The sequence below is a fragment of the Aureimonas ureilytica DSM 18598 = NBRC 106430 genome (assembly GCF_000382705.1).
Classification (GTDB): Bacteria; Pseudomonadota; Alphaproteobacteria; order Rhizobiales; family Rhizobiaceae; genus Aureimonas; species Aureimonas ureilytica.
On record NZ_ARQE01000001.1, the window covers coordinates 463,630 to 486,717 of the forward strand.

The following is a 23,088-nucleotide window of genomic DNA, read 5'->3' on the forward strand; positions in this document are numbered from 1 at the left end:
TGAGGATGACACGGGGAGGGGAGGCGGGCGCCGTCAGGCGCTGAGGCGCTCCCATTCGCCCGCCTCGGGGCGCGGCGGGGCCGCGCGCGTGGGCGCGCGCAGCGGCGTGACACCAGCTGGCGCTTGCGCGGCGACGGGCGCGGACTGGCCGGCGGCAGGCGCTTGCGGTGCGGCGCGGTCGAGCCGGAAGAAATGCGAGCGCTCGTTGAGGCCGGCGGCCTCGGCCTGGAGCTGCGCGGCGGTGGCCGACATGTTGCCGGCGGCGGCCGCGTTCATCTGCGTCACCTGTTCGAGCTGCTGGATCGCCTGATTGATCTGCTGCGCGCCGAGATTCTGCTCGTTGCAGGCGGCGGAAATCTCGCTGACCAGCTCCGCCGTGCGATGGATGCCCGGCACGAGATCGCGCAGGAGGCTGCCCGCTTCCTGCGAGGTCGCGAGCGAGGTGCCGGACAGGTCGGCGATCTCGGCGGCGGTGCGCTGGGAGCGCTCGGCGAGCTTGCGCACTTCCGAGGCGACGACCGCAAAGCCCTTGCCATGCTGGCCGGCGCGGGCGGCCTCGATCGCGGCGTTCAGCGCCAGAAGATCGGTCTGGCGCGCGATTTCGCCGACTTCGCCGATCTTGCTGGCGATTTCGCGCATGGCCACCAGCGAATCGGCCACGGCCTTTTCGCTGCGTTCGGCATGGGCGCTGGTCTGCGAGGCGACCTGTTCGGTCTGGCGGGCATTGTCGGCGGTCTGGCGGATGGTCGCCGACATTTCCTCCATCGCGGCGGAAGCCTGCTCGGTGGCCGCCGCCTGTTCGCTGGCGCCCTGGTTCAGCTGTTCGGCCGTGTCGGCCGACAGATGCGAGCCTTCCGCGACCTGACCCGCCGACTGGCGCACGCCCGAGACGGTGTCGCGCAGCTGGCCGACCATGTCGTTCATCGCCCGCTGCAGGGCGGCGATCTCGTCGCTTCCGCGCGTCTCGACCGTCTGCGACAGGTCGCCCTCGCCGATGGCGCGGGCGAAATTCGCCGAGCGCGACAGGGCACGGGAAATCGACAGGGAGATCCACAGCGCGGCCGCGCTTCCCAGAACGATCGCGCCCGCCACGAGGGCAAGGAGCGTGACACGCATCGTTTCGGTGCGGTTGCGCGAGTCCGCGACATATTGCGCGCTGACCTCCTGGGCCCGCGCGACGAGATGCGCGACCTCGGTGGAAACGGCCTTGGCCTTGGGAATGGTGTTGTTGTTCAGATAGTCGAACATCGCCATGTCCGCGCGGTTCACCGCGTCCTCAGTGACCCCCCGTCCGGTCAGGAAGAGCGACCGGGCGCTGCTCTCGATGTCCGACAGCGCGTCGGGGGCGAGGCCCGGCAGGTCGCGCAGGGCGGGGAGCCTGGTTGTGAAGGCGCTTTCGGCGCTGGCAAGATCCTGGCTGGCCTCCTGGCGCAGGGCCGGATCGGCGCTGGCGAAGGCGGCGGCCGTGGCCAGGCGTGCCGCGCCCGCCGCACGGGCGAGTTCGGACGGGACGGGGCTTGCGGGATATCGCGCCTGCAAGGCGTCGAGGCGCTTGCTCAGGGCTTCGAAATCGCCGGCCGTGCGCGCGAGGCCGGTGGCGACCGGGGTCTTGTCCTGCGCCAGGATTAGGGCCAGCGATCGGTCGAGGGTCTCGCGATAGGACGCGATCAAGGGCATGAGATTGGCGACTTCGCCCTTCCGCTCGGGAGGAAGGGCGGCGACGAACTCCTGGATATCGCGCTCGATGGACGCCCAGCTCTTGGCCAGATCCTTCTGGGTCGCGGCCTGGCTCGCGGCGTCCTGGTAGACCAGGAGAGCCAGAAGCTGACGGCGCGTCGTCATCACGTCCGTGTCCAGCGCCGTGATCTGGCGCAGTTGCTCCAGCGGCTGAGCGGCGAGGGTCTCCATGGATGCGTTGCTCTGCGACAGGCTCGACACCCCGGCATAGCCGGCTATGCCCGTGAGAAGCAGGAGGCTCCCGAAGGAAGCGAGGAGTTTGGCCTTGATGGTCACGCGCATGATCGGTCTGCCTTGCTGGATTCGCTTCCGTCGCGTGGGGACGCCTCGTGCCTCCCGGCCCCGCCGCATGGGTCTGATGGAAGGGATTGCGCCCTTCTCTCACCCGTCGGTATTCCTTAGGCGTTTAAGGAATCACCTGATCCCCGCTGAAAATGCTCTGAATGACGCCGTTCGCAGGTCAGGTATGCAATTTTGGGTGGACTCGGATGCGAGGGGGGATGCGCTGATGGAAAGGCCAGGCGCCTTCGGATAACGATATGGCCGCCGGAAGTACGCATATGAACGCGTGTTTGTTCGCCGGCTTAGCTCGAGCCGAAGGGGTTGGGGCGAAGGAGACTCCGCTCGCGCCAGCGCCGCCGCTCGAAGGCGTGGCTGTGGAAAGCCCAGGGCATGGAAAGGGCTGGGGCGCGCGGCGGGGAAGACGACGTCGGAGGGGTCGCGCCGTCGCGCGTGGAGATCCCCGCATCCGGACAGGGCGTCGGCTGGGTGCCCTCCGCCCTGGGAGGCCCGCCGGGCAGGGCCGTGCCGTCCGCGCCGGGCCCGCCGCCTTGGCGCGCTAAACCTGCGTCAGGCGACGTCGGCGGCCGGGACCGATTCGTCCCGGGCGGTTTCCTCGTCCGAGCGATGCCCAAGGACGCAGGTCCCCTTGCCGGACGCCTTGGCCCGGTAGAGCGCCCGATCCGCCCGGCGCAGCATGTCGCGGAGCGCCGCGCCGTCGCCCGCGTCGCTCACGACCCCGACGCTCGCGCCGACGCTGGCAAGCACATGGTCGCCGAGCCGATAGGGCACGCAGAGAGAGGCGATGAGACGACGGCCGAGATGTTGCGCCTCGTCGGCCGAGAGCCGTTCCGCCAGGATGACGAACTCGTCGCCGCCCAGCCGGCACAGGAGCGGCTCGGGCCCCGCGACGTCGCGCATCCGCGCCGCCACCTGCCGCAGGAGCTCGTCGCCCGCGTCGTGGCCGAAGCGATCATTGGTCTTCTTGAAGTCGTCGAGATCGAGATAGAGCAGGCTGCGCATCGCGCCGGCCGATGCACTCTTGCTGAAAGCGTCTTCGAGGCCGCGCCGGTTGGCCAGACCCGTCAGGCTGTCGGTCACGGAGCGCTCGCGGCTTTCGATCTCGCCAAGGAGCGCTTTGGTGGTCGTCGCATGTTGCTGGTGCAGGATCTTGACGCTGATCAGAACGAAGACGACGGCCTGGATCGTCACGAGCGGCCAATATTCCGGATAGCGCCACAGGAAGGATATCTTGAAGCAACCGTCGATCAGGAGAACCTGAAGCAGCGCATAGCGCGGCGCGGCGAAATTGCGCCCGATGATGCCGCCCACCGTGGCGAAGGCCGAGGAGACCACGAGCACCGTCAGGGCCGGATCGCCCGAGGACACGACGAGACACACGGTGGCGCCCTGCAGAAGGGCGAAGAGAAGGCCGCCGGCGAAGATCGGACCCGAGGGCGCGCGGGTGCGCAGCTGAAGCAGGAGGCGAACCACGACGAGGATGCAATCGAGGCCGGCGATGACGGCCAGGGGGAAGAGGCCGGTGTGGAGCCAGGCGATCGTCGCCACCACGCAGGAATTCACGCTTCCCAGAATGATGGGCGCCTTGGACGTGAAGAAGACGGATCGAAGCTGGCGCTGCACGTCCGCCGGCAGGTTGGAGCCGGTGTCGCCGATCCAGCGCAGAATGGTATTTCCGGGAGGGGGATATGCACTGCGTCCTGGCATAGGGTCCTCACGGAGCATCGTCATGCCCAAACTGGCACGAAGCCCGTAAAGGAAGACGGAATCGGAGGGACGACTTTTGACGAGCTCAACAATCGAAGGCCCAAGCCCGACGAGAAAGCGGCGTCGATGGACCAGAACGATACGGTAACCGAGGTCTCGTTTCTGCCGTTCAGCCCCGGAGACCGCAAAGTCTACTTGCGGTCTGGGACAATCCGTCGGCATCCCGCGAGCGGTGGAGGCCGAGCCCGGCTCAGCCCCCGTTGGCGGAGGCCTGCCGCGTGTCCGGCTCGGCCGCCGTGTCCACGAAGACCACGACCGACAAGCCGGGCGACAGGTCGTCCATGCGCGGCTGGCCGGGGTCGATGCGAATGCGCACGGGCACGCGCTGGGCGACCTTGGTGAAGTTGCCGGTGGCGTTGTCGGGGCGCAGCACGGCGAATTCCGAGCCCGTGGCGGGCGCGAAGCGCTCGATATGTCCGGTCATCTCGCGGCCGCCGAAGGCATCCACCGTGAAGCGCACGGGCTGGCCGACCTGCATGCCGGGAAGCTGCGTTTCCTTGAAATTGGCGACCACCCAGATGGCGTCCGGCACGACGCTGGTGAGCTGCGTTCCGGCCTGGACATATTGCCCGGCCTTGACGCCGACTTCGCCGAGCTGGCCGGCGCGGGGGGCCAGGATGCGCGTGTTGGCGAGATCGATCTCGGCGAGCTTCACGGCGGCCTCGGCATTGTCCACCGCCGCTTCCAGCGTCTGGCGATTGACGATCACGGTCTGCAGGTCCTGCCGGGCGACTTCGAGCTGCGCCTTGGCCTGATCGAGCGCGGCCTCGGCCTGGCTGTTCTGGCGGGTGGCCACGTCGAGATCGCTGCCCGGCACGTAGCCCTGGCGGGCCAGCGGCTGGACGCGGGCGAAGTTGGCGCTGGCGTTCTCGGCGGCCGAGGCCGCGCTCTTCACCGCCGCCTCGCTGGCCGCGATCTTGGCGAGACTCGACTGGCGCTGCTGCTGCGAATTGGCGAGCGCGGCCTTCTGGCCGGCGAGGCCCGCACGGGCCTGCGCGACGCGCTGCGCGAAGATGCGGTCGTCGAGCCGGGCGATGAGCTGGCCGGCCTCCACGGTCTCGTAGTCCTGCACCGCGACCTCGGCGACGATGCCGGCGAGCTGCGGGGCGATCACCGTCACCTGCCCGCGCACATAGGCGTCGTTGGTGCGCTCGACGCTGCTGTCGAAGGGCGGCAGGCGCCAGGCATAAAGGGCGAGAAACACGCCGGCGAGGCCGACGAACAGCGCGACATAGGTGCCGAGGGAGCGAAACGGGCGCATGGCGAAACCGAAAAAGAGGGTTCAGGCCTCGACCGGCGCGGCGGGGGCGGAGCCCGCGCGCAGCCGGTCGACGGCGAGGTGGAGAAGAAGAAACAGGAGGGCGAGGGCGGCCGCCGCCGCCGTCACGAGGAAGGCGTCGTTATAGGCGAGGATATTGGCCTCGCGCGTCGCTTGGCTGCCGAGGAGCGCTAGCCCCTCCGCCTGCCGCAGGGCCGGGTCGGCGAGAGTGGCGCGGTAGCTGTTGCCGAGCGCGGCGATGCGGGCGGCGACGATCGGATCGGCAAGGGTGATGTTCTCGGCGATCTGGCTCGAATGGAACTTCTCGCGGATCGTGACGAAGGTGCGGAACAGCGCCGCGCCCATCGCCCCGCCCAGCGCCTGCGTGGTCAGGAAGATGATCAGGAAGGACAGGATGTAGTTCATGCCCTTCTTCATGGCCGAGGCGAAGCCCTGCGCCATGGCCGGCGGCAGGAAGAGCGTGCCCGCCGCCGCGATCAGGCCCTGGCTGAGATACATCTGCTCGGGCCGGGTCAGCGAGGTCGCCTTAGCGTCCAGAAGCGCGCCGGCGATCAGGAACAGGAGCGCGACGATGTGGATATAGGGCGCGCGGCCGGGCTTCAGGATCGAGGCGCAGACGAGCCCCGCCGTGATCGAGGAGCCGAGCATCACGAGATAAAGCACCACCATCTGCTCGTTGCGCAGGCCCAGCACCTGGAAGAAACCCGACGCGCCGCTCGTCTGCTCCGACAGGAGAAGCCGGAACAGGAGGATGACGCCGGCAAAGTGCAGGATTTCCTTGGAGGTGATCCAGCGCAGATCGACGAGCGGATTGGTGCGGTTCAGCTCGATCACGGCGGCGACGGTGAGGCTGAGCGCCCCGCCGGCCAGCGTCCAGCCGATCCAGGGCGCTTCCAGCCACCAGTCGAAGGGGCCGAGCGTCACGGCCACGGCGATGGCACCGAGGCCCGTCGCGATGAAGGCGTAGGACACGAGGTCGAGCCGCTCGATCACCGGCGTCTTGGGCGGCGAGTTGAGCGGCAGGAGGCGGATCGCGCAGAAGCTCATCAGCGCCAGCGCTGCTTCCAGCGCGAAGAGGCCGTTCCAGTCGCCGATGTCGAGAAGGCCGGGCGAGACGAGGCGCGCCAATGTGGGCGCGATCGCCGTGTTGGTGAGCGCAAGGCTCATGCCGATCGAGAGCTTCTTCTCGGGCGGAAAGCTTTCCAGCATGTAGAGAAAGCCGAGCGAGGACATGGGCGAGGCGGCCGCGCCCGCGAAGAAGCGCACCACCAGCGCCGACTGGAGATCGTCCACGAAGAGATGCAGCAGCGTCACCGCGACGAAGCCGGCGATCGCCCATTCGGCGAAATTGCGCAGGCCGAACTGGGCGCGCATCTTGGTCAGAAGCAGGGTCAGGCTGACATTGGGCGCCAGATAGGCCGCGCTCAGCCACACGGTCTCGTTCACGGTGGAGCCGAGCGGGCCTTGCAGCTGGTAGAGATTGGCGGAGATGAGGTTGAGGCCGAGTCCCTGCGTCGCCGCGATCAGGATCGAGGCGAGAATATAGAGCGCCATCAGGGCGGGCGGCTTGCGCACATAGGGCGCGGGCGCGGGCATGGGCGCGCCGCGCCGGCGCGGCGGGGCCACCGGGCCGCCGTCGATTTGGGTGTCCCGCGGCGCGTCGCCGCCGAGCGAGGCGGTCGCAGCATGGGGTGCGGGGGAGGGCGCGGGGGAGGGCGCGGCCCTGGTCGGCGCGGGGGCCGGGCGCGCCGTGTCATCCCGCATGGCCGCGATCCCGCTCCAGCGCCTCGGACACGCGAAGGAGAACCCCGAGCGCGACCTCGACATCGGCGGCCGGCACGTCGCGCAGCACGAGGTCGCGCAGCTCGCGCGACACGCCCGCGACGATCTCCGCCGCTTCGCGCCCCTTTGCCGTCAGCTCGATCCGCTTGACGCGCCGGTCGCCCTCGACGGCGGTGCGGCGCAGAAGGCCGAGCGCTTCCATCCCGTCGAGAAGGCGCACCACGGTCGGCCCTTCGAGTTCCAGATCGTCAGCCAGTTCTCGCTGGGTCATGGCCTGGCGGCTGAGCGCGGCCAGCGCCCGGGCGCGGGGATAGGTGAGCCCCCGCGCCACCACCCGCGCGTCGAAACGCGTGCGCAGCTTACGCGCCGTCTTGATCAGCGTTTCGGCGAAGCGGGCGTGAAGAAGGCGATCGGCATCGGTCATGGCGCCCATATAGATAGAGGGCTCTTAGTAAGCAAGGCATTGCAAATCGATTGGGCTCGTTCGGCTTGACGGGGTCGGACGGCTGTCGTCACAAGTTCCGAACGCCTCGGCCGACGAAGGATGCCACCATGCCGGATGCCGCCTCTCCCCGCATCACGATCCGCTACTGCACCCAGTGCCAGTGGCTCCTGCGCTCGGCCTGGCTGGCGCAGGAACTTCTGTCCACCTTCGGCCCGGACCTCGGCGAGGTCGCGCTGATTCCCGGAACGGGCGGCGTGTTCGAAGTGCATTGCGACGACGCACTGATCTGGGAGCGCAAGGCCGATGGCGGCTTTCCCGAGGCCAAGATCCTCAAACAGCGGGTCCGCGACATCATGGACCCCGAGCGCAGCCTCGGGCACAGCGACCGCTAGGAGACGGATCGGGCCGCCTCTTCCTCTGAAGGAAGACGCGGCCCGATCTCATCGGATGGAGCGGGCTGACGCGCCGGGGCGCTCGTCAGCGCTCGCCTGTCGAGACGCTCTTAGCGCTCGACATAGGTGACCACGCGGCGGTCGGCCTTGGAGACGATCACCGGACGGTCGTTGTTGTAGAAATAGACATAGTCGGGGTTGGACGGGACCGGCGTCAGGACGACGCTCTCGGGAACGACGTAGCCGGTCTTCACCTCGCCCTCGACCACGACCGGATTCACCGGATTGGCGATGACATACTGCTGCACGTCGTCGGGCGCGGAGGCCGCGCCGCCGATCACCGTGCCGGCGACGCCGCCGACCACGGCCCCGACCGGGCCGCCGACGAGAGCGCCCGCCACGGCGCCGGCGCCCGTGCCGGCCAGCGTGCCGGCGGCGCGTTCACCGTCGCTCTTCGGCTCGGTCGTGGTGACGACGGCGGTCTGGGCCAGCGCGGGGCCGGCAAGGATCGCGAGAGCGGCGGAAGCGAGAAGAATCTTACGCATGGGTTCTAGGTCCTGAAAAAATGTCCCTCGCCGTCACAATTCGCGATCGCTCATTGCGTTCCCGCGTTGCGAGCCGGGTTGCGTGTTGCGGCGCGAAGGCAGGTGGCTCAGCGATCTTCGGCGACGGCGATCCGCACCTTGTCGGGATAGAAGGCGAGATGGCCGGCAATGGCGCGCGCGGCGTCCTTCGGCTGTTCGTAGCTCCACACGGCGTTGTCCGCGCCGTAGCCTTCCGCCGAGATCGACCAGTAGCGCGCCTCGCCCTTGTAGGGGCAGGTCGTCGAGCGGTCGGTCTCGTGCAGGAAGGCCATCTCCACATGCTCGCGCGGGATGTAGTAGACGGGCTCGCGGCCGCTTTCGACGAGTTTCAAGGCGTCGTTGGTGGACGCGATCACCGCGTCGTGGAACAGGACCTGGACGGCGCGGGGCTCGCGCTCGATGCGGATGCGGTCGGTGTCGGACATGGTCTGGCTCTCCCTTGGGCGTGCGAGCGGGCAGGGGCCGGCGCGCATCTTGATCGAAACAAAGCCGCCGGCGCGCCGCTCGGTTCCCGCCCGGCGGCGGGAGCGACGAGGCGGCGCGGTTGACAAGCCGGCTTCGGTTCTGTTCGGTGCCCGCGCCTCGGGGGAATGACGGATGCCGCCACGATCGACGCCGAACGACCCGCGCGAGCATCTCGCCCGGTGCCTCGCCGAGGTCGCGGCCGGGCGCCGCGAGGCGCTGCGCGAAGTCTATGATCTCACCTCGGCGAAGCTTTTCGGCATTTGCCTTCGTATCTTGGAAGACAGGGTCGAGGCCGAGGACGTGTTGCAGGAAGTCTATCTCGCGGTGTGGAACAAGGCGGGGCGGTTCGAGCCCGAGCGGGCGAGCCCGATCACCTGGCTCGCAACGATCGCGCGCAACCGCGCCATCGACCGCTTGCGGGCGCTTGGGCCCACGCGCACCGCGCGCCGCGACCTCGACGCCGCCGAGACCGTGGCGGACGAAGCGCCCGACGCGCTCGCGCGGCTGGAAGCGCAGGGCGAGACGGCGCGGCTGCGCGCCTGCCTCGAGCAATTGGAAGCGCGCGCGAGAGAGGCGATCGTCAGCGCCTTCTATGGCGGGCGCACCTATGACGATCTGGCCGAACAAGCGGGGGTTCCGCTCGGAACGATGAAGAGTACGATCAGGCGCGGCCTGATCCGGTTGAAAGGATGCCTCGGCGAATGAAGGGCGATGCCGATCCCGAAGGCGAGGGCTGGCTGGCGGCGGAATACGCGCTGGGCGTCCTGACGCAGCCCGAGCGCCTCCAGGCGGAGCGCCGCGCCCGGCAGGACGCCGCGTTCGCGGCCGAGATGGCGGATTGGTCCGAGCGCCTCGCGCCGCTCGGCGAAGCCGTGCGCCCGCAAGCGCCGCCGCCGCTCCTGTGGGAGGCGATCGAGCGCGAGCTGTTCCCGGCCGCCCGCGCCTCCGCCGACGCGGCGCGCGCCGATGCCCCTCGCGCGCCGCTTGCCCGCGCACCGGCCGCCCGGCCCGAGCGGGGCGTGTCCTCCTTCTGGCGCGTCCTGGCGCTCGGCTCCAGCGGCCTTCTGGCGGCCAGCCTCGCGCTGCTCGCGGTTCTCGCCCAGCGCCCCGGCCCGGCGCCCGCCATGATGGCCTCCGTCGCCTCGCAGAACGGCGCGGCGCTTCTCACCGCCGTGTTCGATCCCGCGACCGGCCATGCCATGCTGATGCCGGCGACGATGGCGATGCCCGAAGGGCGGGTGCCCGAGCTGTGGATCATCCCGGAGGGCAAGGCGCCGATCTCGCTCGGCCTTCTCGACCCCGACCGCCCCTTGCGCCTCGAACTGCGCCGGCCGGGCATGCCGATGGGCATGATGAAGCCAGGCGCGGCGACGCTCGCCATTTCCGCCGAGCCGGCCGGCGGCTCGCCCACCGGCCAGCCCACCGGCCCCGTTCTCGGCACCGGCGCGCTGCGTTCGATCTGACGGGCGGCGTTCTAAGAGCCGGGGACAGAACCCTGCGGCGGAGAGCCGGCGAGGAATTTTCGTTCCCGGCAAGGCGCCGAGCGGAGGCGATGCAGCGCATCGGCGAGCATCGGCAACGATGATCGGGGGCGGAAAGACCCGGCGGATCGACCCAAAGGGTTTTGTCCCAGGCTCTAAGAGCCGCCGCCCCTAAAAAGCACCGCCCGCAAAAAAAGATCGGCCGGCCCTGCATCCGCCGGCCATCCCGCCCTCGTAGCTCTTCCCGACCCGCCCGGCCGTGGCGGGCGTTCAGGGAGAGTTCCATGCTTCGCCAGTCCTTCGCCGCTCTTCTTCTCGCCGGTTCGCTCGCCGCGTCCGGCGCGGCTTTCGCGCAGTCGCCCGTCATGGTCGGCGGCGCGCCGATGTATGCCAACAAGACCATCGCCCAGAACGCGCCCGAAGCGCCCAACCTGAAGACGCTGGTCGCCGCCGTGAAGGCTGCGGGCCTCGTCGACACGCTGGCCTCCAAGGGTCCCTTCACGGTCTTCGCGCCCACCGACGCCGCCTTCGCCAAGCTGCCCAAGGGCACGGTGGAAACGCTGGTGAAGCCCGAGAACAAGGCGACCCTCACCAAGATCCTGACCTATCACGTCGTGGCCGGCGATTATTCCGCCGAGCGCCTGATGCGCGACGCGCGCCGCAATGGCGGCGAGGTGCATCTCAAGACCGTCGAGGGCGAGCCGCTGACCGTCAAGATGAGCGGCAAGAAGCTCGTGGTCATCGACCGCACCGGCAAGGCCGCCTCGATCCAGACGCCTGACGTCAAGCAGGCCAATGGCGTCGTGCATGTGATCGGCTCGGTGCTGATGCCCAAGGCCAAGTCCGGCAAGATGGGCTGATCGCCCGTCGTCCTCCTGCGCCTTCCGAAAGGCCCGGACCGCCCCGTCCGGGCCTTTCGCCTGCCCGGGCCTTGCATGATCCCCTTTCCGCCGAAATGCTCTATGAGGAGCGCCGGAGGCACCGTCGGCGCGCATGAACAAGCTCTTTTCCTTTCTCGTCATCCTCGTGATGGCCTTCCACATCTGGCGGCCGCTCGGCCTGCCGGGCCTTCGCCGGCGCGGCGATTTCTGGAAGATCGCCATCGCCGCCATGGTCCTGTTCGGCCTCGACGTCGTGCTGCGCGGCCATTGAGAGCCCTCTCGGCCCTTGCGCTTCACCACGAAAAAGCTTTGTTGCGGTGCCAGAGGCGGCGTCGAGCCGGGCGGGACCCCATCGGCAAGGCGGGCGAACGATTTGCCCCCGAGGGCCGGCTCATGTAGAGCAGCGGGCTTGCGCCGGCGCCGCTGCACGTCTTGGCCGCTGCACGTCTTGAGGGGATTTCATGGATCGGATTCGCATTCGCGGCGGTAACGCCCTCAACGGCACGATCGCGATTTCGGGCGCCAAGAACGCCGCGCTTCCGCTGATGATCGCCTCGCTCCTGACCGACGACACGCTGACGCTGGAAAACGTGCCGCATCTGGCCGACGTCGAACAGCTCATCCGCATTCTCGGCAATCACGGCGTCGATTATTCCGTGTCCGGCAAGCGTCTCGCCACGACGCTCGGCTCGGGCCGCACCATTCACTTCAACGCCCGCACCATCGTGGACACGACCGCCCCTTACGAGCTGGTCTCGAAGATGCGCGCGAGCTTCTGGGTCATCGGCCCGCTTCTGGCGCGCATGCGCCGCTGCCGCGTTTCGCTGCCGGGCGGCTGCGCCATCGGCACGCGGCCGGTGGATCTCTTCATCGACGGCCTGCGCGCGCTCGGCGCCGAGATCGACATCGAGGCCGGCTATGTGGTGGCCGAAGCGCCCAAGGGGCTGGTGGGCACGCGCTTCAGCTTCCCCAAGGTCTCGGTCGGGGCGACGCATGTCCTGATGATGGCCGCGACGCTCGCCAAGGGCGAGACGATCCTCGAAAACGCCGCGCGCGAGCCGGAAGTGCAGGATCTCGCCGCCTGCCTCAACGCCATGGGCGCGCGCATCACGGGCGCGGGCACGTCGACGATCACGATCGAGGGCGTCGAGGCCCTGTCGGGCGCGCGCCACCGCGTCCTGCCCGATCGCATCGAGACCGGCACCTATGCCATGGCCGTCGCCATGACCGGCGGCGACGTGACGCTGGAAGGCACGAATGGCGACCTTCTGCGCAACGCGCTGGTCGCGCTGGGCGACGCGGGCGCCGAGATCACCGACGTGCCGAACGGCATCCGCATTCATCGCAACGGCAACGGCATTCGCCCGGTGGATGTCGTCACCGACCCGTTCCCCGGCTTCCCGACCGATCTCCAGGCGCAGTTCATGGCGCTGATGACGCGTGCCGACGGCGTCTCGCACATCACCGAGACGATCTTCGAGAACCGCTTCATGCATGTGCAGGAACTCGCCCGTCTCGGCGCGAAGATCTCGCTCTCGGGCCAGATGGCGCGCATCGAGGGCGTGCCGCGCCTGGCCGGCGCGCCGGTCATGGCCACCGACCTGCGCGCCTCCGTGTCGCTCGTCATCGGCGGGCTCGCGGCGGAAGGCGAGACCACGGTCAACCGCGTCTATCATCTCGATCGCGGCTTCGAGCGATTGGAAGAAAAGCTCGGGGCCTGCGGCGCCGAGATCGAGCGCATCTCCTCCTGACGCCGCACTCCCGGCCCCTTCGGGCGGGCCGGGCCGCACCGTGCCGGAGAGCGCGCCTTGTCGGAAACGCTTGCTTTTTGGCGGGCGAAGACCGATCTAGGGCGCGAATTCACCGATCAGACCTGCCGAAGGCGGGCCGTATCCTTTTTCAAAGGGGCGGGGTCCGATCCCGCTGCCCCGTTCATCCGAGGTCAACAGACGCATGGCGAAAGAAGAAGTTCTCGAGTTTCCGGGAGTCGTCACCGAACTCCTGCCGAACGCGACGTTCCGCATCAAGCTCGAGAACGACCATGAGATCATCGCGCACACCGCGGGTCGCATGAGAAAGAACCGCATCCGCGTGCTCACCGGCGACAAGGTGCTCGTGGAAATGACGCCCTACGATCTGACGAAGGGCCGAATCACCTATCGCTTCAAGTAAGGCGGACACGCGATGAAGGCGCCGAGCGCCCTCGTTCTGGCGTCGGCCTCGCCGCGCCGTCTCGAACTCCTGCAGCAGGCCGGGATCGAACCCGAGCGCCTTCTGCCATCCGACGTGGACGAGACGCCCGAGCGCTCCGAGCACCCCCGCCACCTCGCCAAGCGCCTCGCGCGGCTCAAGGCCCTGAAGGCCTACGAGGCCCTGAAAGGGCGCGGCGAAACGCAGGGGCGCTTCACGCTCGGCGCCGATACGGTGGTGGCGGTCGGCCGGCAGATCCTGCCCAAAGCCGAGATCGAGGACGAGGCGATCGAATCGCTGCGCCTTCTGTCGGGCCGCACGCATCGCGTCTTCACGGGCGTCTGCGTCGTCTCGCCGAACGGCCGGGTGCGCGAGAAGCTGTCGGAAACCCGCGTGCGCTTCAAGCGCCTGTCGCGCGACGACCTGTCCCGCTACATCGATTCGGGCGAATGGCAGGGCAAGGCGGGCGGCTACGCCATCCAGGGGCTCGCTGGCGCCTTCGTCGTCCGGCTCATCGGCTCCTATACGGGCGTCGTCGGCCTGCCGCTCTACGAGACGCTGGCGCTTCTGCAGGGCGAGGGCTTCGTTCTCGGCCCGCTCGCGGCCGACGCCTCCGTCTGAACGGGAGGGTGACGCCGTGAGCGCCTCGATCACGCCGCTTCGCCAGAAGCGCAAATGCCCCGAATGCGGCCGGCCCTCCTCGCAGGCCGACTTCCCCTTCTGCTCGCCCCGCTGCAAGGCGGTGGACCTCAACCGCTGGCTGTCGGGCGGCTATGTGATCCCCGGCCCGGCGGACGAACCCGACGCCTCGCCGGGTGGCGGCGGCAGCGGCGAGGAGCGCTGAAGCGGCGCGGATCGCATCCGCCCCGGCGCCGCGCCGACGATGCGCTTGAAGGCGCGGCTGAACGAGGCTTCCGAATCGTAGCCGAGCCGGTGCGCCGCTTCCGCGATGCGCATGCCGTCGCGGCCGATCCATTGCCGGGCCTGATGCATCCGCACCTCGGCGACGTAGCGCGCCGGGGTCGAGCCGACGATGGCGGTGAACTTCGCCGCGAAGCCCGACCGCGACACGCCCATGCGCTCGGCGAGATCGGCGACCGTCCAGTCGCGCTCCGGCTCGGCATGGATGGCGGCCAGAACCCGACCAATCTGCGGATCGCGCACCGCCGCGAGCCAGCCCTTGGCCTCGCCGCAGCCCCGCTCCACCCAGGAGCGGATGATCTGCGCGGCCATCACGTCCGCCAGCCGCGCGAGAATGCCGCTGGCCCCGACGCGGTTCATGGCGCATTCGGCGACCATGGCCTCCAGAAGATGCGGAATGGTCGGCTCGCTCACCATGAGTTCCTGCGCCCGCATGAGATCGGGCATCAGCTGGAGAAGCGGATGCAGCCCGTCGAGATTGAAGCGCATGGAGCCGCAGAACAGGAGCGCGGCGTCGCCCTCGCCCTCCTCGGCATAGTCGAAGACGCTTTCGCAGATCGCCTGACAGTCGCGGCGCGGAAAGGGGCGCGGCTCCAGCCCCGGCCGGCTCGCCAGCGTATGCGCCGCCCCGCGCGGCACGAGCACGGCGTCGCCCGCCGTCAGCTCGCTCCAGCGCCCGTCCGGCCCCTGGAGCCAGCAGCCCTTGCCGGCGACGAAGTGGAAATAGGCGTGCGGCTGCGCGCCGTAATGGAAGCTCCAGTCGCCCGACAAGCGGCAGCGGCCATAGTCCACGCCGTCGAGCCGCAGGCCGCGCAGCATGTCGGTCAGCGGATCGACGCTCGAAGAAGCGGTGGTTTTGGACGATCGGTCAAACATATCGGCGTTTCTAGCATGGAAACGCCAAGGCTGCGAGCGTAGGTTCGCGCCATCTTGCACTGCATCATTCTCGGAGGACGTCGATGTCCGACACGATCTGCACTCCCCCGCCGCTCTCGGCGGACCTCGGCTCCGGTGACGAGGCGGAAAGCCGGGCGGCCTGGCCCGCGGTCTTCTCGCTGTCCTTCGGCGTCTTCGGCCTCGTGACGTCGGAATTCCTGCCGGTCAGCCTGCTGACGCCGATGGCCGCCGATCTCGGCGTCTCCAACGGCGCGGTGGGGCAGGCGATCACGGCGACCGCCGTGGTGGCCGCCTTTGCCGGCCCGCTTCTGGTTCTCGGCTCCGGCCGGCTCGACCGGCGCACCATCCTCTTCGCCCTGATGGCGCTCCTGATCGTCTCCGGCATCATGGCGGGTCTGGCGACCAGCATCACCATGCTTCTCGTCGCGCGCGGGCTTCTCGGCTTCGCGCTCGGCGGCTACTGGGCGATGATGACGGCGCTGGCGCTGCGCCTCGTGCCCTCCTCGCAAGTGCCACGGGCCATGTCGATCATCATCATGGGCGTCTCGGTCGCCACCGTCTTCGCCGCGCCCCTCGGCTCGGCACTCGGCGATCTCTGGGGCTGGCGCGCGACCTTCATCGCCGCGTCCGGCATCGGCACGGCCGCGCTCCTCGTGCAGATCGCGACGCTTCCCTCCATGCCCTCGGCTCGGGCGCCCGGCCTCGCCGCCTTCGGCGCCGCCCTGTCGCGCCGCGCCGTGGTGATCGGCCTCGCCACCGTGGTGATCGTGGTCTCCGGCCATTTCGCCGGCTTCACCTTCATCCGCCCCTTCCTGGAAACGGTGCCGCGTCTCGACGTGTCCGCGATTTCGGTGGCGCTTCTGGCCTTCGGCATCGGCGGCTTTCTCGGCAATCTCGCGGCCGGGGCCGTGGCGCGGCGCAGCCCGGCCTGGGCGGCGGCGGGCGCGGCGCTCCTGATCGCGCTGAGCACGCTCGCCCTCGTCCTGCGCGGCGGCGAGCCGAGCGTCGCCTTTCTCGCCACGGCGCTCTGGGGCTTTGCCTTCGGCGGCTTCCCGGTCTCGGTCTCGATCTGGAACGCGCGCGCCGCGCCCGATCTCGCCGAAAGCGCCGGGGCGCTCTTGTCCTCGGCCTTTCAGGTGGCGATCGCCAGCGGCGCGATGGTCGGCGGCCTGCTGGTCGATGGCATCGGCCCGGTCGGCGTCACCGTCTATTGCGCCATCGCCGTGATCGCGGGGGCGAGCGTCATGCTGACCCTCGGCCGCGCCTGGGAGCGCCGCCACCACCCCGCCTGAACGACGCTTGAGTTCCGCCGCCTCGTTCGCCGCCCTCGCGCGGCGGGCGGGTCGGCGGAGCGCCTTCCTCCAAAGGGGATCGGCAGCGCGGCGGGCGTCGAGGCCCCCGAGAGGGGCCGGCTTATTTCTCGACCGCGCTGACCAGCTGTTCCGTGTCGGGCTCAATCGAGACCCAGAGGCCGGGATCGCTTTCCTGCTGGCGCTTCACGAAGCGATAATCGACATCGCCCCAGGGCCGCACGCGCCAGTCGAGATTGTCGAGCACGAAATCGCCCGAGCGGGTGCGAAGCGTCAGAACGGCGTGTCCCGTGCCGTCGGGCTTGTGGACCACGGTCATCAGGAGATCGCCGAGCGGCACGCCCGCTTCATGCAGGCGGCGGCGCTTTTCCAGCGCGTAATCCTCGCAGTCGCCCTTCTTGTTCGTGGGATAGGTCCAGAACTCCTCCGTCCCGTAGAGGGACTGGTCGGAGGCGGGCGCGATCTCGGAATTCACGTCCGTGTTCACCTGCGCCACGAGAAGCTTCATGGGCATGTCGAGCTCGACCGGCCGGGCGGCCGGGCCGGGGATCGGCTTGCACTCGTTCGGCATGCGCAGGCAGAAGTCGCGATGACCGAAGGGCTGCAGCGTCGCGCCCCCCAGCGGCATGAAGGCGTCGGCGGCCAAGGCGCCACCCGAAAGCGTCGCCGAAAAAAGGCAAAGCAATGCCGTTGCGCCAAACACGCGCGGAAAAACCATGACGATCTCCGTCTTGGGACAGGCCCGTTCCCCGATCCGACCGTATCGTGTGGGCGGCACCATAACCCTGTCAACCGAGGGAAAAGCAGGTTGCCGCCGCGATCGGCCCCCTTATAGGGCTCAAAGGCAAAGATCGGCGGCGCAAAATGGCGCACCCCCTCCTTGCGACAAGGGCGATTGCGCGAAAAAATCGCTGATTTCCGGGCGAAAACGGGAGGCGTCGGGCTTCTTGTTGCCGATCTGTCACGCTTGGCGAAGAAGCGTGACCTCGCCGCACCTCAAGACTGCCCGGCTTCGATCATCTCCGCAACCGCGCGTTCCAGACGGCGCAAATCCTCCTCGCGCGACAGGCGGTGGTCGCCGCCGGGCACGAGCGTCAGCGCCACGCCCTCGCCGGGCAGGCAGGTCAGGAGTTCGAGGGCATGGGCGTGGGGAACGTCCGGGTCGGCCATGCCCTGGATGATGTGAACCGGGCAACCGGTGCGGATCGGGCCGGTCATGACGCTCTGCGCCCGCCCGTCCTCGATCAGCGCGCGCGTATAGACGGTGGGGCGCGGATCGTAGGGGGAGGGCTCGGCCAGAAAGCCCTTGGCGTCGATCTCGGCGCGCTGCGCTTCGGTGAGGCGCGGCTCCAGAAGGCGGGAGGTGAAGTCGGGCGCGGGCGCCAGAAGCACCAGCCCCGCCACGCGGCCGGGCTGGTCGAGGCGCGCCATGGCAAGCCGTAGCGCGATCCAGGCGCCCATGGAGGAGCCGACGAGGATCAGCGGTCCGCCGGGCGCCAGCGTGTCGATGACGTGTTCGGCGTCGCGGGTCCAGAACGAGATCGTGCCGTCCTCGAAGCGTCCGCCCGATTCGCCATGCCCGGAATAGTCGAAGCGCAGGAACGAGAACCCGTCCCGCTCCGCCATGTCCGACAGGCGCTCGGCCTTGGTGCCGCGCATGTCGGAGCGAAAGCCGCCGAGCCAGACGACGGTCGGCGCGCGGCCCGGCACCTGCAGCGCGGCGAGCGAATGATCGTCGCCGGGGGCGGGAATGCGGAGCGGCGCGGCGGGCTGATCGGTCATGACATGTCTCCCGGGGGTCTCGATCGAGGCAGTAGAGGCCGGGCTCCGGCCCGTCCAGCCCGCGCCGCCCTCCGGCCGGGGGATCGGCGCTCCCTTGGCGCGGACAGGGAAAAATTGCGGCAACTCGCGTGAAATCTCGATGCCGCCATGTTATATGAGGCTGAAGACCCCGGATCGAGGGCAGTTTCCGTCTCCGCGGCGGAACGGCCGCTCGGTCGAGGCATTTGTTTCAGACCACCGCATCATGTCGTCAACAGCGGGAGTGAACGACCATTCGCAGACCATTTCGTGCGCCGCCGACCCAGAAGGAAGGGCCGCGCTCCAACCGGGAAATCCGGGTTCCGCAGATCCAGCTGATCGATGCGGACGGGCAGAACCGGGGTGTCATCAATACGGCGGAAGCCATGGCGCTGGCCGAAGAGGCCGGACTCGATCTCGTGGAGATCGTGCCCACCGCCAGCCCTCCGGTTTGCAAGATTCTCGATCTCGGCAAGTTGAAATACGAGGGCCAGAAAAAGGCCGCCGAGGCGCGTCGCCGCCAGAAGGTCATCGAGGTCAAAGAGATCAAGATGCGCCCGAACATCGACGACCACGACTACGAGACGAAGATGAAGGCCGTGCGCCGCTTCTTCGAGGAGGGCGACAAGGTCAAGGTGACGCTGCGCTTCCGGGGTCGCGAAATGGCGCACCAGGAACTCGGCATGAAGCTTCTCATGCGCGTTCGCGACGAGACCGCCGAAATCTCCAAGGTGGAAGCCGAGCCCAAGCTCGAAGGCCGCCAGATGATGATGGTTCTGGCGCCGCGCGGCTGACGCCGCCTCGCCGGTTCATCGGACCAAACCCAAAAGGGCGGCTTCGGCCGCCTTTTTCATGTCCGCCTTTTGGAAGGTCGCGCGCCCCCGCTCGCTTCTCGGGGTGATTCACGTGAAATCGGTGGGGTCCCGTTCTCCTTCGGCATCCTCGCCCGGCCCGCGCCAGCGCCAGACCGTGGTGCGCTTCACGTCGGCGTCCTCCAGAACGCGCGTCACCGGCACTTCGTAGACGGCCTGCCGGACGACGCGCGCGGCGGGCAGGTAGAAGCGGCCGGGATCGCCGACCACGATCGCGGTGCCCCGAGCGGCCAGCGTGTCGAACCAGGGCTCCAGCAGCCCCGCGAAATTCGGGTCGTAGAAGACATCACCGGCCAGAAGCACGTCGGCGTCGAGCGCCGAGCCGATCGCGTCGCGCCGCTCGACCGTGAGGGCGACGCCGTTCTCCGCCGCGTTCAGCCGCGCTGCCTCCACCGCGAACGGGTCGATGTCGAGCGCCAGGACCTCGGCCGCGCCCGCCTTCATCGCGGCGATGGCGACGAGACCCGAGCCGGTGGCGAAATCCACCACGCGCCGTCCCGCCACGAGTTCGGGATGATCGAGCACGAAACGCGCCAACCCCTGGCCGCCGGCCCAGGCGAAGGCCCAGAAGGGCGGCGGCAGGCCGCCGGCCGCCAGTTCCTCCTCCGTCGCGATCCAGAGGTCGTGAACCTCGCTGGCGAGATGCAGCGCGATCTCCGGCACATGCGGCGGATGGAGGATCGAAGTGTTGGCGCGAATGAAGCGACGCGGGTCGCCGGGATCGATCATCGTTAGGTCCGACCGGATGGAAGAGGGGAACCCGCGAGGGCGGGACGCGCTTTCGATAGGGAACGGGCCGTGTACGGGCCTGAACGGGAAGGGTGGCGTCGCATGTTGAAGGGTGGCTTGTTGTGGTTGATCGGCATTCCGATCCCCATCATCCTGATTCTCTGGTTCATGGGCTTCCTGTCCTGACCGGAGCCTGACGATCGAGACCACGAAAAAGCCCGCCCCGGCCATCAGGTCCGGGCGGGCTTTTTGCATGAGGTCTTGCGCAGCCCCGCCCCCGAGAGCCCCGCCCCGAGGAGGCGAGGCTGGGGGGCGAGGCCGAGGGCCTGACGCCCTCAGGCGTTCTTTAACCGCTTGCTCTTGCCCTGCAGCTCGTCGATCAGCTTCGAGGCGTCGGCCTTGGACAGCTTGTCGTCGAACGGCGTGTCGGTTTCCTCGCAGAGCGTCTGCAGATAGGAGGCCTGCGCCCCGGTCATCGGCTCGTCGCCGGTGGTCCAGGTGTCCGGGTCCTTCTCGGCATTGGAGGGGGCGTCGACCTTGGGCTGGGACTGCGTCATGGGTACACTCCATATCGGATCTGTTCCCACAATGTTCCGGCCCGGCCTTCGTTCCGCCCCCGCGTCCTCCCGCCTCAGCCGAGCGCCTTCTGGGCGTCGAGTCCGCCCATCTCGCAGATGATCAGAAACTCGGCTTCCGTCACCGGCTGCACCGACAGGCGCGAATTGGTGCCGAGCACCATGCCCTGGAGGCGCGGCTCGGCCTTGACCTGATCGAGCGTCACCGGGCTCGGCATGTCGCACACGGCGCGGATGTCGACGCATTCCCAGCGCGGATCGTCCGCCGTGGAATCGGGATGGGCGAGGGCGGAGACCTCCACCACGCCGACCACGGCCTTGCCCTCGTTGGAATGGTAGAAGAAGCCGCGCTCGCCGATCTGCATCGTGCGCATGAAGTTGCGCGCCTGATAGTTGCGCACGCCCGTCCATTCCGTGCCCGCTGGCCCGCACGCCTTCTGCTGGTCGAAGGACCATTTGAACGGCTCGGACTTGAACAGCCAGAACGCCATGGATCAGGCCTCTTCGGGATTGTTAACGGTCCAGTTCCAGCGCCGCACCGTGACCGAGGCAAAGAGGCCGGCCTTGGCGTAAGGGTCGGCGTCGGCCAGCGCCCGCGCGGCCTCCAGGCTCTCGGCTTCCACCACGAGCAGGCTGCCGTTCGGCTTCTCGTCGGCGCCGAGGAAGGGACCGGCGAAACGCAGCGTCGAGCCCAGCGCCTTCAGATGCTCGAGATGGGCGGGCCGGGTTTCGGCGCGCAGCGAGCCGGCGTCGGCGCGGTCTTCGCAGAGAAGGGCGAACAGCATGGGGCGTCTCCGAAATGGGCGATCGTTCGACGCCTCATAGGTTCGCCCGCTTGGTGCGGCAAGCCCGAACCGGAAAAGCTCCGGGTCGGGCGCGCTCGCGGCCCCCCTTGCAGCGGAGGGAGGCGGTACGCCTCCTGTCGCGCTCAGTAGCGATGCCGGATCGGAATGCCGTGCTCCAGCCGGATCATGTTCTCGGTGATCGTGGCGGGGTTGGCCACGGGATCGGGCTTCATGTAGGCGCCCAGACCCACCGTGAAGTTTTCCTCGTCGTCGTAGTTCTGGCGCTTGATGCCGTAGGCGTTGTGCCAGGCGTGGATCAGCTCATGGGCGAGGCCGATATAGGGTGGACGCTGCCCTTGCTCGGGAATGACCCAGACGTTGCTGTTCCAGAAGACGACGCTGGCACTGCCGACACCGTTTTTGGCGTCGCCATCCTGGATCGCTTTGGCCTGGCTGCCGCCCTTTTCTATCGGCAACTCCGCCCGAGCGATCCGGATGCCGCCGCCCCACTTTGCCATATGGGGTGCACGGCCGCTGATTTCGGTCAGGAGTCGCAGGCCGAGCGGCTTGCTGACGATCCGGTCGAGACTGTCGCGGCAGGTGGCGGCGAAGGTGGACGCACCGCCCTGATCATCGATCTTGATGCCGGGAAACAAGGCGGCGTTGTAGTCAACGAGAGCCATGGGACACGCTTTCGAGAAAGGGCCTCGCGCCCGGCCGGGAGGCCGGACCGTCGAATGGGTCTGTCGATCCTGACGAAAGACGGAGGGGCTGAAAAGCGCGCGACGCCCTCCGTCCGGCCGGAAAACCGAAGCGCGGGACGACGGGGCGCAAATCTGGACGGAGCGTCGGTTGCTCTCGCGCCGGTGTCTCCGGCGGGCGCGCGCCGCCTACTCGAACTCGCGCTTCAAGGGGCGGGCGAGGAGGGCGCGCATGGCCCCGGCGGCGGGCAGGCCGTCTTCGAGAATGGCGGCGACGGCTTCGATGATCGGCGCTTCGATGCCGTGCTCGCGGGCGAGCCGCGCGGCGATCGCGGCGGAATAGACGCCCTCGGCGAGCTTCAGCCTGCCCGTGTCCTCGCCCCGGCCGAGCGCCAGCCCGTAGCTGAAATTGCGCGACTGCGCGCCCGAGCAGGTGAGCACGAGATCGCCGAGGCCGGACAGGCCGAGCAGCGTGTCGGGCCGCGCGCCGAGCGCCTCGCCGAGCCGGCGCAACTCCACGAAGCCGCGCGTGACGAGCGCCGCCAGCGCCGAGGCGCCGAGGCCGAGCCCGGCGCAGGCGCCCGCCGCGATGGCGAGGACGTTCTTGAGGGAGCCGCCGGCCTCGACGCCGAGCACGTCGTCGCCGGCATAGATGCGGAAGGCGGGCGCGGCGAGACGGCGGGCGAGCGCGTCCGCCACGGGGCTGCTTTGCGCGGCGAGCGTCACCGCCGTCGGCAGGCCCGCCGCGACGTCGCTGGCAAAGCTCGGGCCGGACAGGACGGCGACCGGGTGGCCCGGCAGTTCCGCTTCCACCACGGCGGAGGCGAAGAGGCCCGTGTCGCGCTCGATCCCCTTGGAGCAGAGAACCAGCGCCGCGCCGGGTTCGAGATGCGGTTTCAGCTCGCGCGCGGCAAGGCGCAGCGCCTGCGCCGGCAGAACGAGGAGCGCGATGCGCGCGCCTTCGAGCGCCGCGCCGAGATCGTCGGTGGCGCGAAGGCTCGGCGGCAGCGCGGTGCCGGCGAGATAGCGCGGGTTCTCGTGCCGCGCGTTGACCGCGCGCACCGTTTCGCCGTCGCGGGCATAAAGGCGGACAGGTTCGCCGTCCCGCGCCCGCATGGCGCCGAGCGCCGTGCCCCAGGCGCCGCCGCCGATCACCGCGATGTCGCCGCGTTCGCCGATGACCTCTTCGGCCATG

At 69.0% G+C, this 23,088-nt stretch carries 27 protein-coding genes; 11 read left to right on the forward strand and 16 right to left on the reverse strand.

What is annotated here, in order from left to right:
* Positions 1-33 precede the first annotated feature (33 nt).
* The 5 genes from B146_RS27505 to B146_RS0102200 form a co-directional block, all read right to left on the reverse strand.
* Entirely contained in the window at positions 34-2,019 is a 1,986-nt protein-coding gene (locus B146_RS27505; RefSeq protein WP_019994774.1) for a HAMP domain-containing methyl-accepting chemotaxis protein, read from the reverse strand.
* A gap of 567 nt (positions 2,020-2,586) precedes the next feature.
* The gene (locus B146_RS0102185; RefSeq protein WP_019994775.1) at positions 2,587-3,744 is read right to left on the reverse strand and encodes a GGDEF domain-containing protein; all 1,158 of its coding nucleotides are present in this window, start codon (positions 3,742-3,744) and stop codon (positions 2,587-2,589) included.
* 250 nt (positions 3,745-3,994) lie between these two features.
* Complete coding sequence (locus B146_RS0102190) at positions 3,995-5,065, reverse strand: HlyD family secretion protein (RefSeq protein ID WP_019994776.1); 1,071 nt, start codon at positions 5,063-5,065, stop codon at positions 3,995-3,997.
* 21 nt (positions 5,066-5,086) lie between these two features.
* On the reverse strand, positions 5,087-6,679 hold the full coding sequence (locus B146_RS0102195; RefSeq protein WP_051091492.1) for an MFS transporter: 1,593 nt from the start codon (positions 6,677-6,679) through the stop codon (positions 5,087-5,089).
* Positions 6,680-6,836: 157 nt separating this feature from the next.
* The gene (locus B146_RS0102200) at positions 6,837-7,298 is read right to left on the reverse strand and encodes a MarR family winged helix-turn-helix transcriptional regulator (RefSeq protein ID WP_019994778.1); all 462 of its coding nucleotides are present in this window, start codon (positions 7,296-7,298) and stop codon (positions 6,837-6,839) included.
* A gap of 119 nt (positions 7,299-7,417) precedes the next feature.
* On the opposite strand from B146_RS0102200, the gene B146_RS0102205 reads away from it, so the two are divergent.
* A complete protein-coding gene (locus tag B146_RS0102205) occupies positions 7,418-7,702 on the forward strand; it encodes an Rdx family protein (protein WP_019994779.1) in 285 nt (94 codons plus the stop codon).
* Positions 7,703-7,812: 110 nt separating this feature from the next.
* Here the strand turns inward: B146_RS0102205 and B146_RS24755 are convergent, their stop codons facing one another.
* Positions 7,813-8,247 carry a DUF1236 domain-containing protein gene (locus B146_RS24755; RefSeq protein ID WP_019994780.1) on the reverse strand — a complete coding sequence of 145 codons (435 nt, stop codon included), beginning with the start codon at positions 8,245-8,247 and terminating at the stop codon, positions 7,813-7,815.
* Between the two features lie 107 nt (positions 8,248-8,354).
* On the reverse strand, positions 8,355-8,711 hold the full coding sequence (locus B146_RS0102215; protein ID WP_019994781.1) for a DUF427 domain-containing protein: 357 nt from the start codon (positions 8,709-8,711) through the stop codon (positions 8,355-8,357).
* A 172-nt stretch (positions 8,712-8,883) separates the two neighbouring features.
* Here B146_RS0102215 and B146_RS0102220 point away from each other — a divergent pair, with 172 nt between their 5' ends.
* The 8 genes from B146_RS0102220 to yacG all read left to right on the forward strand — a co-directional run bounded on the left by B146_RS0102220 (position 8,884) and on the right by yacG (position 14,147).
* Entirely contained in the window at positions 8,884-9,456 is a 573-nt protein-coding gene (locus tag B146_RS0102220; protein WP_019994782.1) for a sigma-70 family RNA polymerase sigma factor, read from the forward strand.
* Positions 9,453-10,214 (forward strand): anti-sigma factor, encoded by a 762-nt coding sequence (locus B146_RS0102225; protein ID WP_019994783.1) that lies wholly within the window; start codon positions 9,453-9,455, stop codon positions 10,212-10,214. The genes B146_RS0102220 and B146_RS0102225 overlap by 4 nt, the downstream gene beginning before the upstream one ends.
* Before the next feature lie 302 nt (positions 10,215-10,516).
* Complete coding sequence (locus B146_RS0102230; protein ID WP_019994784.1) at positions 10,517-11,092, forward strand: fasciclin domain-containing protein; 576 nt, start codon at positions 10,517-10,519, stop codon at positions 11,090-11,092.
* Positions 11,093-11,225: 133 nt separating this feature from the next.
* Positions 11,226-11,384: a hypothetical protein gene (locus tag B146_RS29485; RefSeq protein WP_019994785.1), complete on the forward strand. Its 159-nt coding sequence runs from the start codon at positions 11,226-11,228 to the stop codon at positions 11,382-11,384.
* Positions 11,385-11,574: 190 nt separating this feature from the next.
* On the forward strand, positions 11,575-12,864 hold the full coding sequence (murA, locus tag B146_RS0102240; protein ID WP_019994786.1) for a UDP-N-acetylglucosamine 1-carboxyvinyltransferase: 1,290 nt from the start codon (positions 11,575-11,577) through the stop codon (positions 12,862-12,864).
* Positions 12,865-13,066: 202 nt separating this feature from the next.
* Positions 13,067-13,285: a translation initiation factor IF-1 gene (gene infA / locus B146_RS0102245; RefSeq protein ID WP_019994787.1), complete on the forward strand. Its 219-nt coding sequence runs from the start codon at positions 13,067-13,069 to the stop codon at positions 13,283-13,285.
* Between the two features lie 12 nt (positions 13,286-13,297).
* Positions 13,298-13,924 (forward strand): Maf-like protein, encoded by a 627-nt coding sequence (locus B146_RS0102250; RefSeq protein ID WP_019994788.1) that lies wholly within the window; start codon positions 13,298-13,300, stop codon positions 13,922-13,924.
* Positions 13,925-13,940: 16 nt separating this feature from the next.
* A complete protein-coding gene (yacG, locus tag B146_RS0102255) occupies positions 13,941-14,147 on the forward strand; it encodes a DNA gyrase inhibitor YacG (RefSeq protein ID WP_026358258.1) in 207 nt (68 codons plus the stop codon).
* Here the strand turns inward: yacG and B146_RS0102260 are convergent.
* A complete protein-coding gene (locus B146_RS0102260) occupies positions 14,075-15,100 on the reverse strand; it encodes an AraC family transcriptional regulator (protein WP_019994789.1) in 1,026 nt (341 codons plus the stop codon). The two genes, yacG and B146_RS0102260, sit on opposite strands and share 73 nt — an antisense overlap.
* Before the next feature lie 83 nt (positions 15,101-15,183).
* Here B146_RS0102260 and B146_RS0102265 point away from each other — a divergent pair, with 83 nt between their 5' ends.
* Positions 15,184-16,413 carry an MFS transporter gene (locus tag B146_RS0102265; RefSeq protein WP_019994790.1) on the forward strand — a complete coding sequence of 410 codons (1,230 nt, stop codon included), beginning with the start codon at positions 15,184-15,186 and terminating at the stop codon, positions 16,411-16,413.
* 121 nt (positions 16,414-16,534) lie between these two features.
* Here B146_RS0102265 and B146_RS0102270 read toward each other — a convergent pair whose 3' ends face one another.
* Together B146_RS0102270 and B146_RS0102275 are read right to left on the reverse strand one after the other, a co-directional pair.
* A complete protein-coding gene (locus B146_RS0102270) occupies positions 16,535-17,077 on the reverse strand; it encodes a transglutaminase-like cysteine peptidase (RefSeq protein ID WP_244498133.1) in 543 nt (180 codons plus the stop codon).
* Positions 17,078-17,427: 350 nt separating this feature from the next.
* Positions 17,428-18,213: an alpha/beta hydrolase gene (locus B146_RS0102275; protein ID WP_019994792.1), complete on the reverse strand. Its 786-nt coding sequence runs from the start codon at positions 18,211-18,213 to the stop codon at positions 17,428-17,430.
* Positions 18,214-18,485: 272 nt separating this feature from the next.
* Here B146_RS0102275 and infC point away from each other — a divergent pair, with 272 nt between their 5' ends.
* A complete protein-coding gene (gene infC / locus B146_RS0102280; protein WP_081630880.1) occupies positions 18,486-19,025 on the forward strand; it encodes a translation initiation factor IF-3 in 540 nt (179 codons plus the stop codon).
* Positions 19,026-19,133: 108 nt separating this feature from the next.
* Here infC and B146_RS0102285 read toward each other — a convergent pair whose 3' ends face one another.
* The 6 genes from B146_RS0102285 to B146_RS0102315 form a co-directional block, all read right to left on the reverse strand.
* Positions 19,134-19,832, reverse strand: coding sequence for a class I SAM-dependent methyltransferase (locus B146_RS0102285; RefSeq protein WP_019994794.1), 699 nt, complete (start codon positions 19,830-19,832; stop codon positions 19,134-19,136).
* A 335-nt stretch (positions 19,833-20,167) separates the two neighbouring features.
* Complete coding sequence (locus B146_RS0102295) at positions 20,168-20,389, reverse strand: DUF3072 domain-containing protein (RefSeq protein WP_019994795.1); 222 nt, start codon at positions 20,387-20,389, stop codon at positions 20,168-20,170.
* Between the two features lie 74 nt (positions 20,390-20,463).
* Positions 20,464-20,898, reverse strand: a complete 435-nt coding sequence (locus tag B146_RS0102300) for an EVE domain-containing protein (protein ID WP_019994796.1) — start codon at positions 20,896-20,898, stop codon at positions 20,464-20,466.
* 3 nt (positions 20,899-20,901) lie between these two features.
* Positions 20,902-21,192, reverse strand: a complete 291-nt coding sequence (locus B146_RS0102305; protein ID WP_019994797.1) for a YciI-like protein — start codon at positions 21,190-21,192, stop codon at positions 20,902-20,904.
* Between the two features lie 143 nt (positions 21,193-21,335).
* A complete protein-coding gene (locus B146_RS0102310; RefSeq protein ID WP_019994798.1) occupies positions 21,336-21,875 on the reverse strand; it encodes a M91 family zinc metallopeptidase in 540 nt (179 codons plus the stop codon).
* A gap of 207 nt (positions 21,876-22,082) precedes the next feature.
* The gene (locus B146_RS0102315) at positions 22,083-23,087 is read right to left on the reverse strand and encodes an NAD(P)H-dependent glycerol-3-phosphate dehydrogenase (RefSeq protein WP_026358260.1); all 1,005 of its coding nucleotides are present in this window, start codon (positions 23,085-23,087) and stop codon (positions 22,083-22,085) included.
* Position 23,088 lies beyond the last annotated feature (1 nt).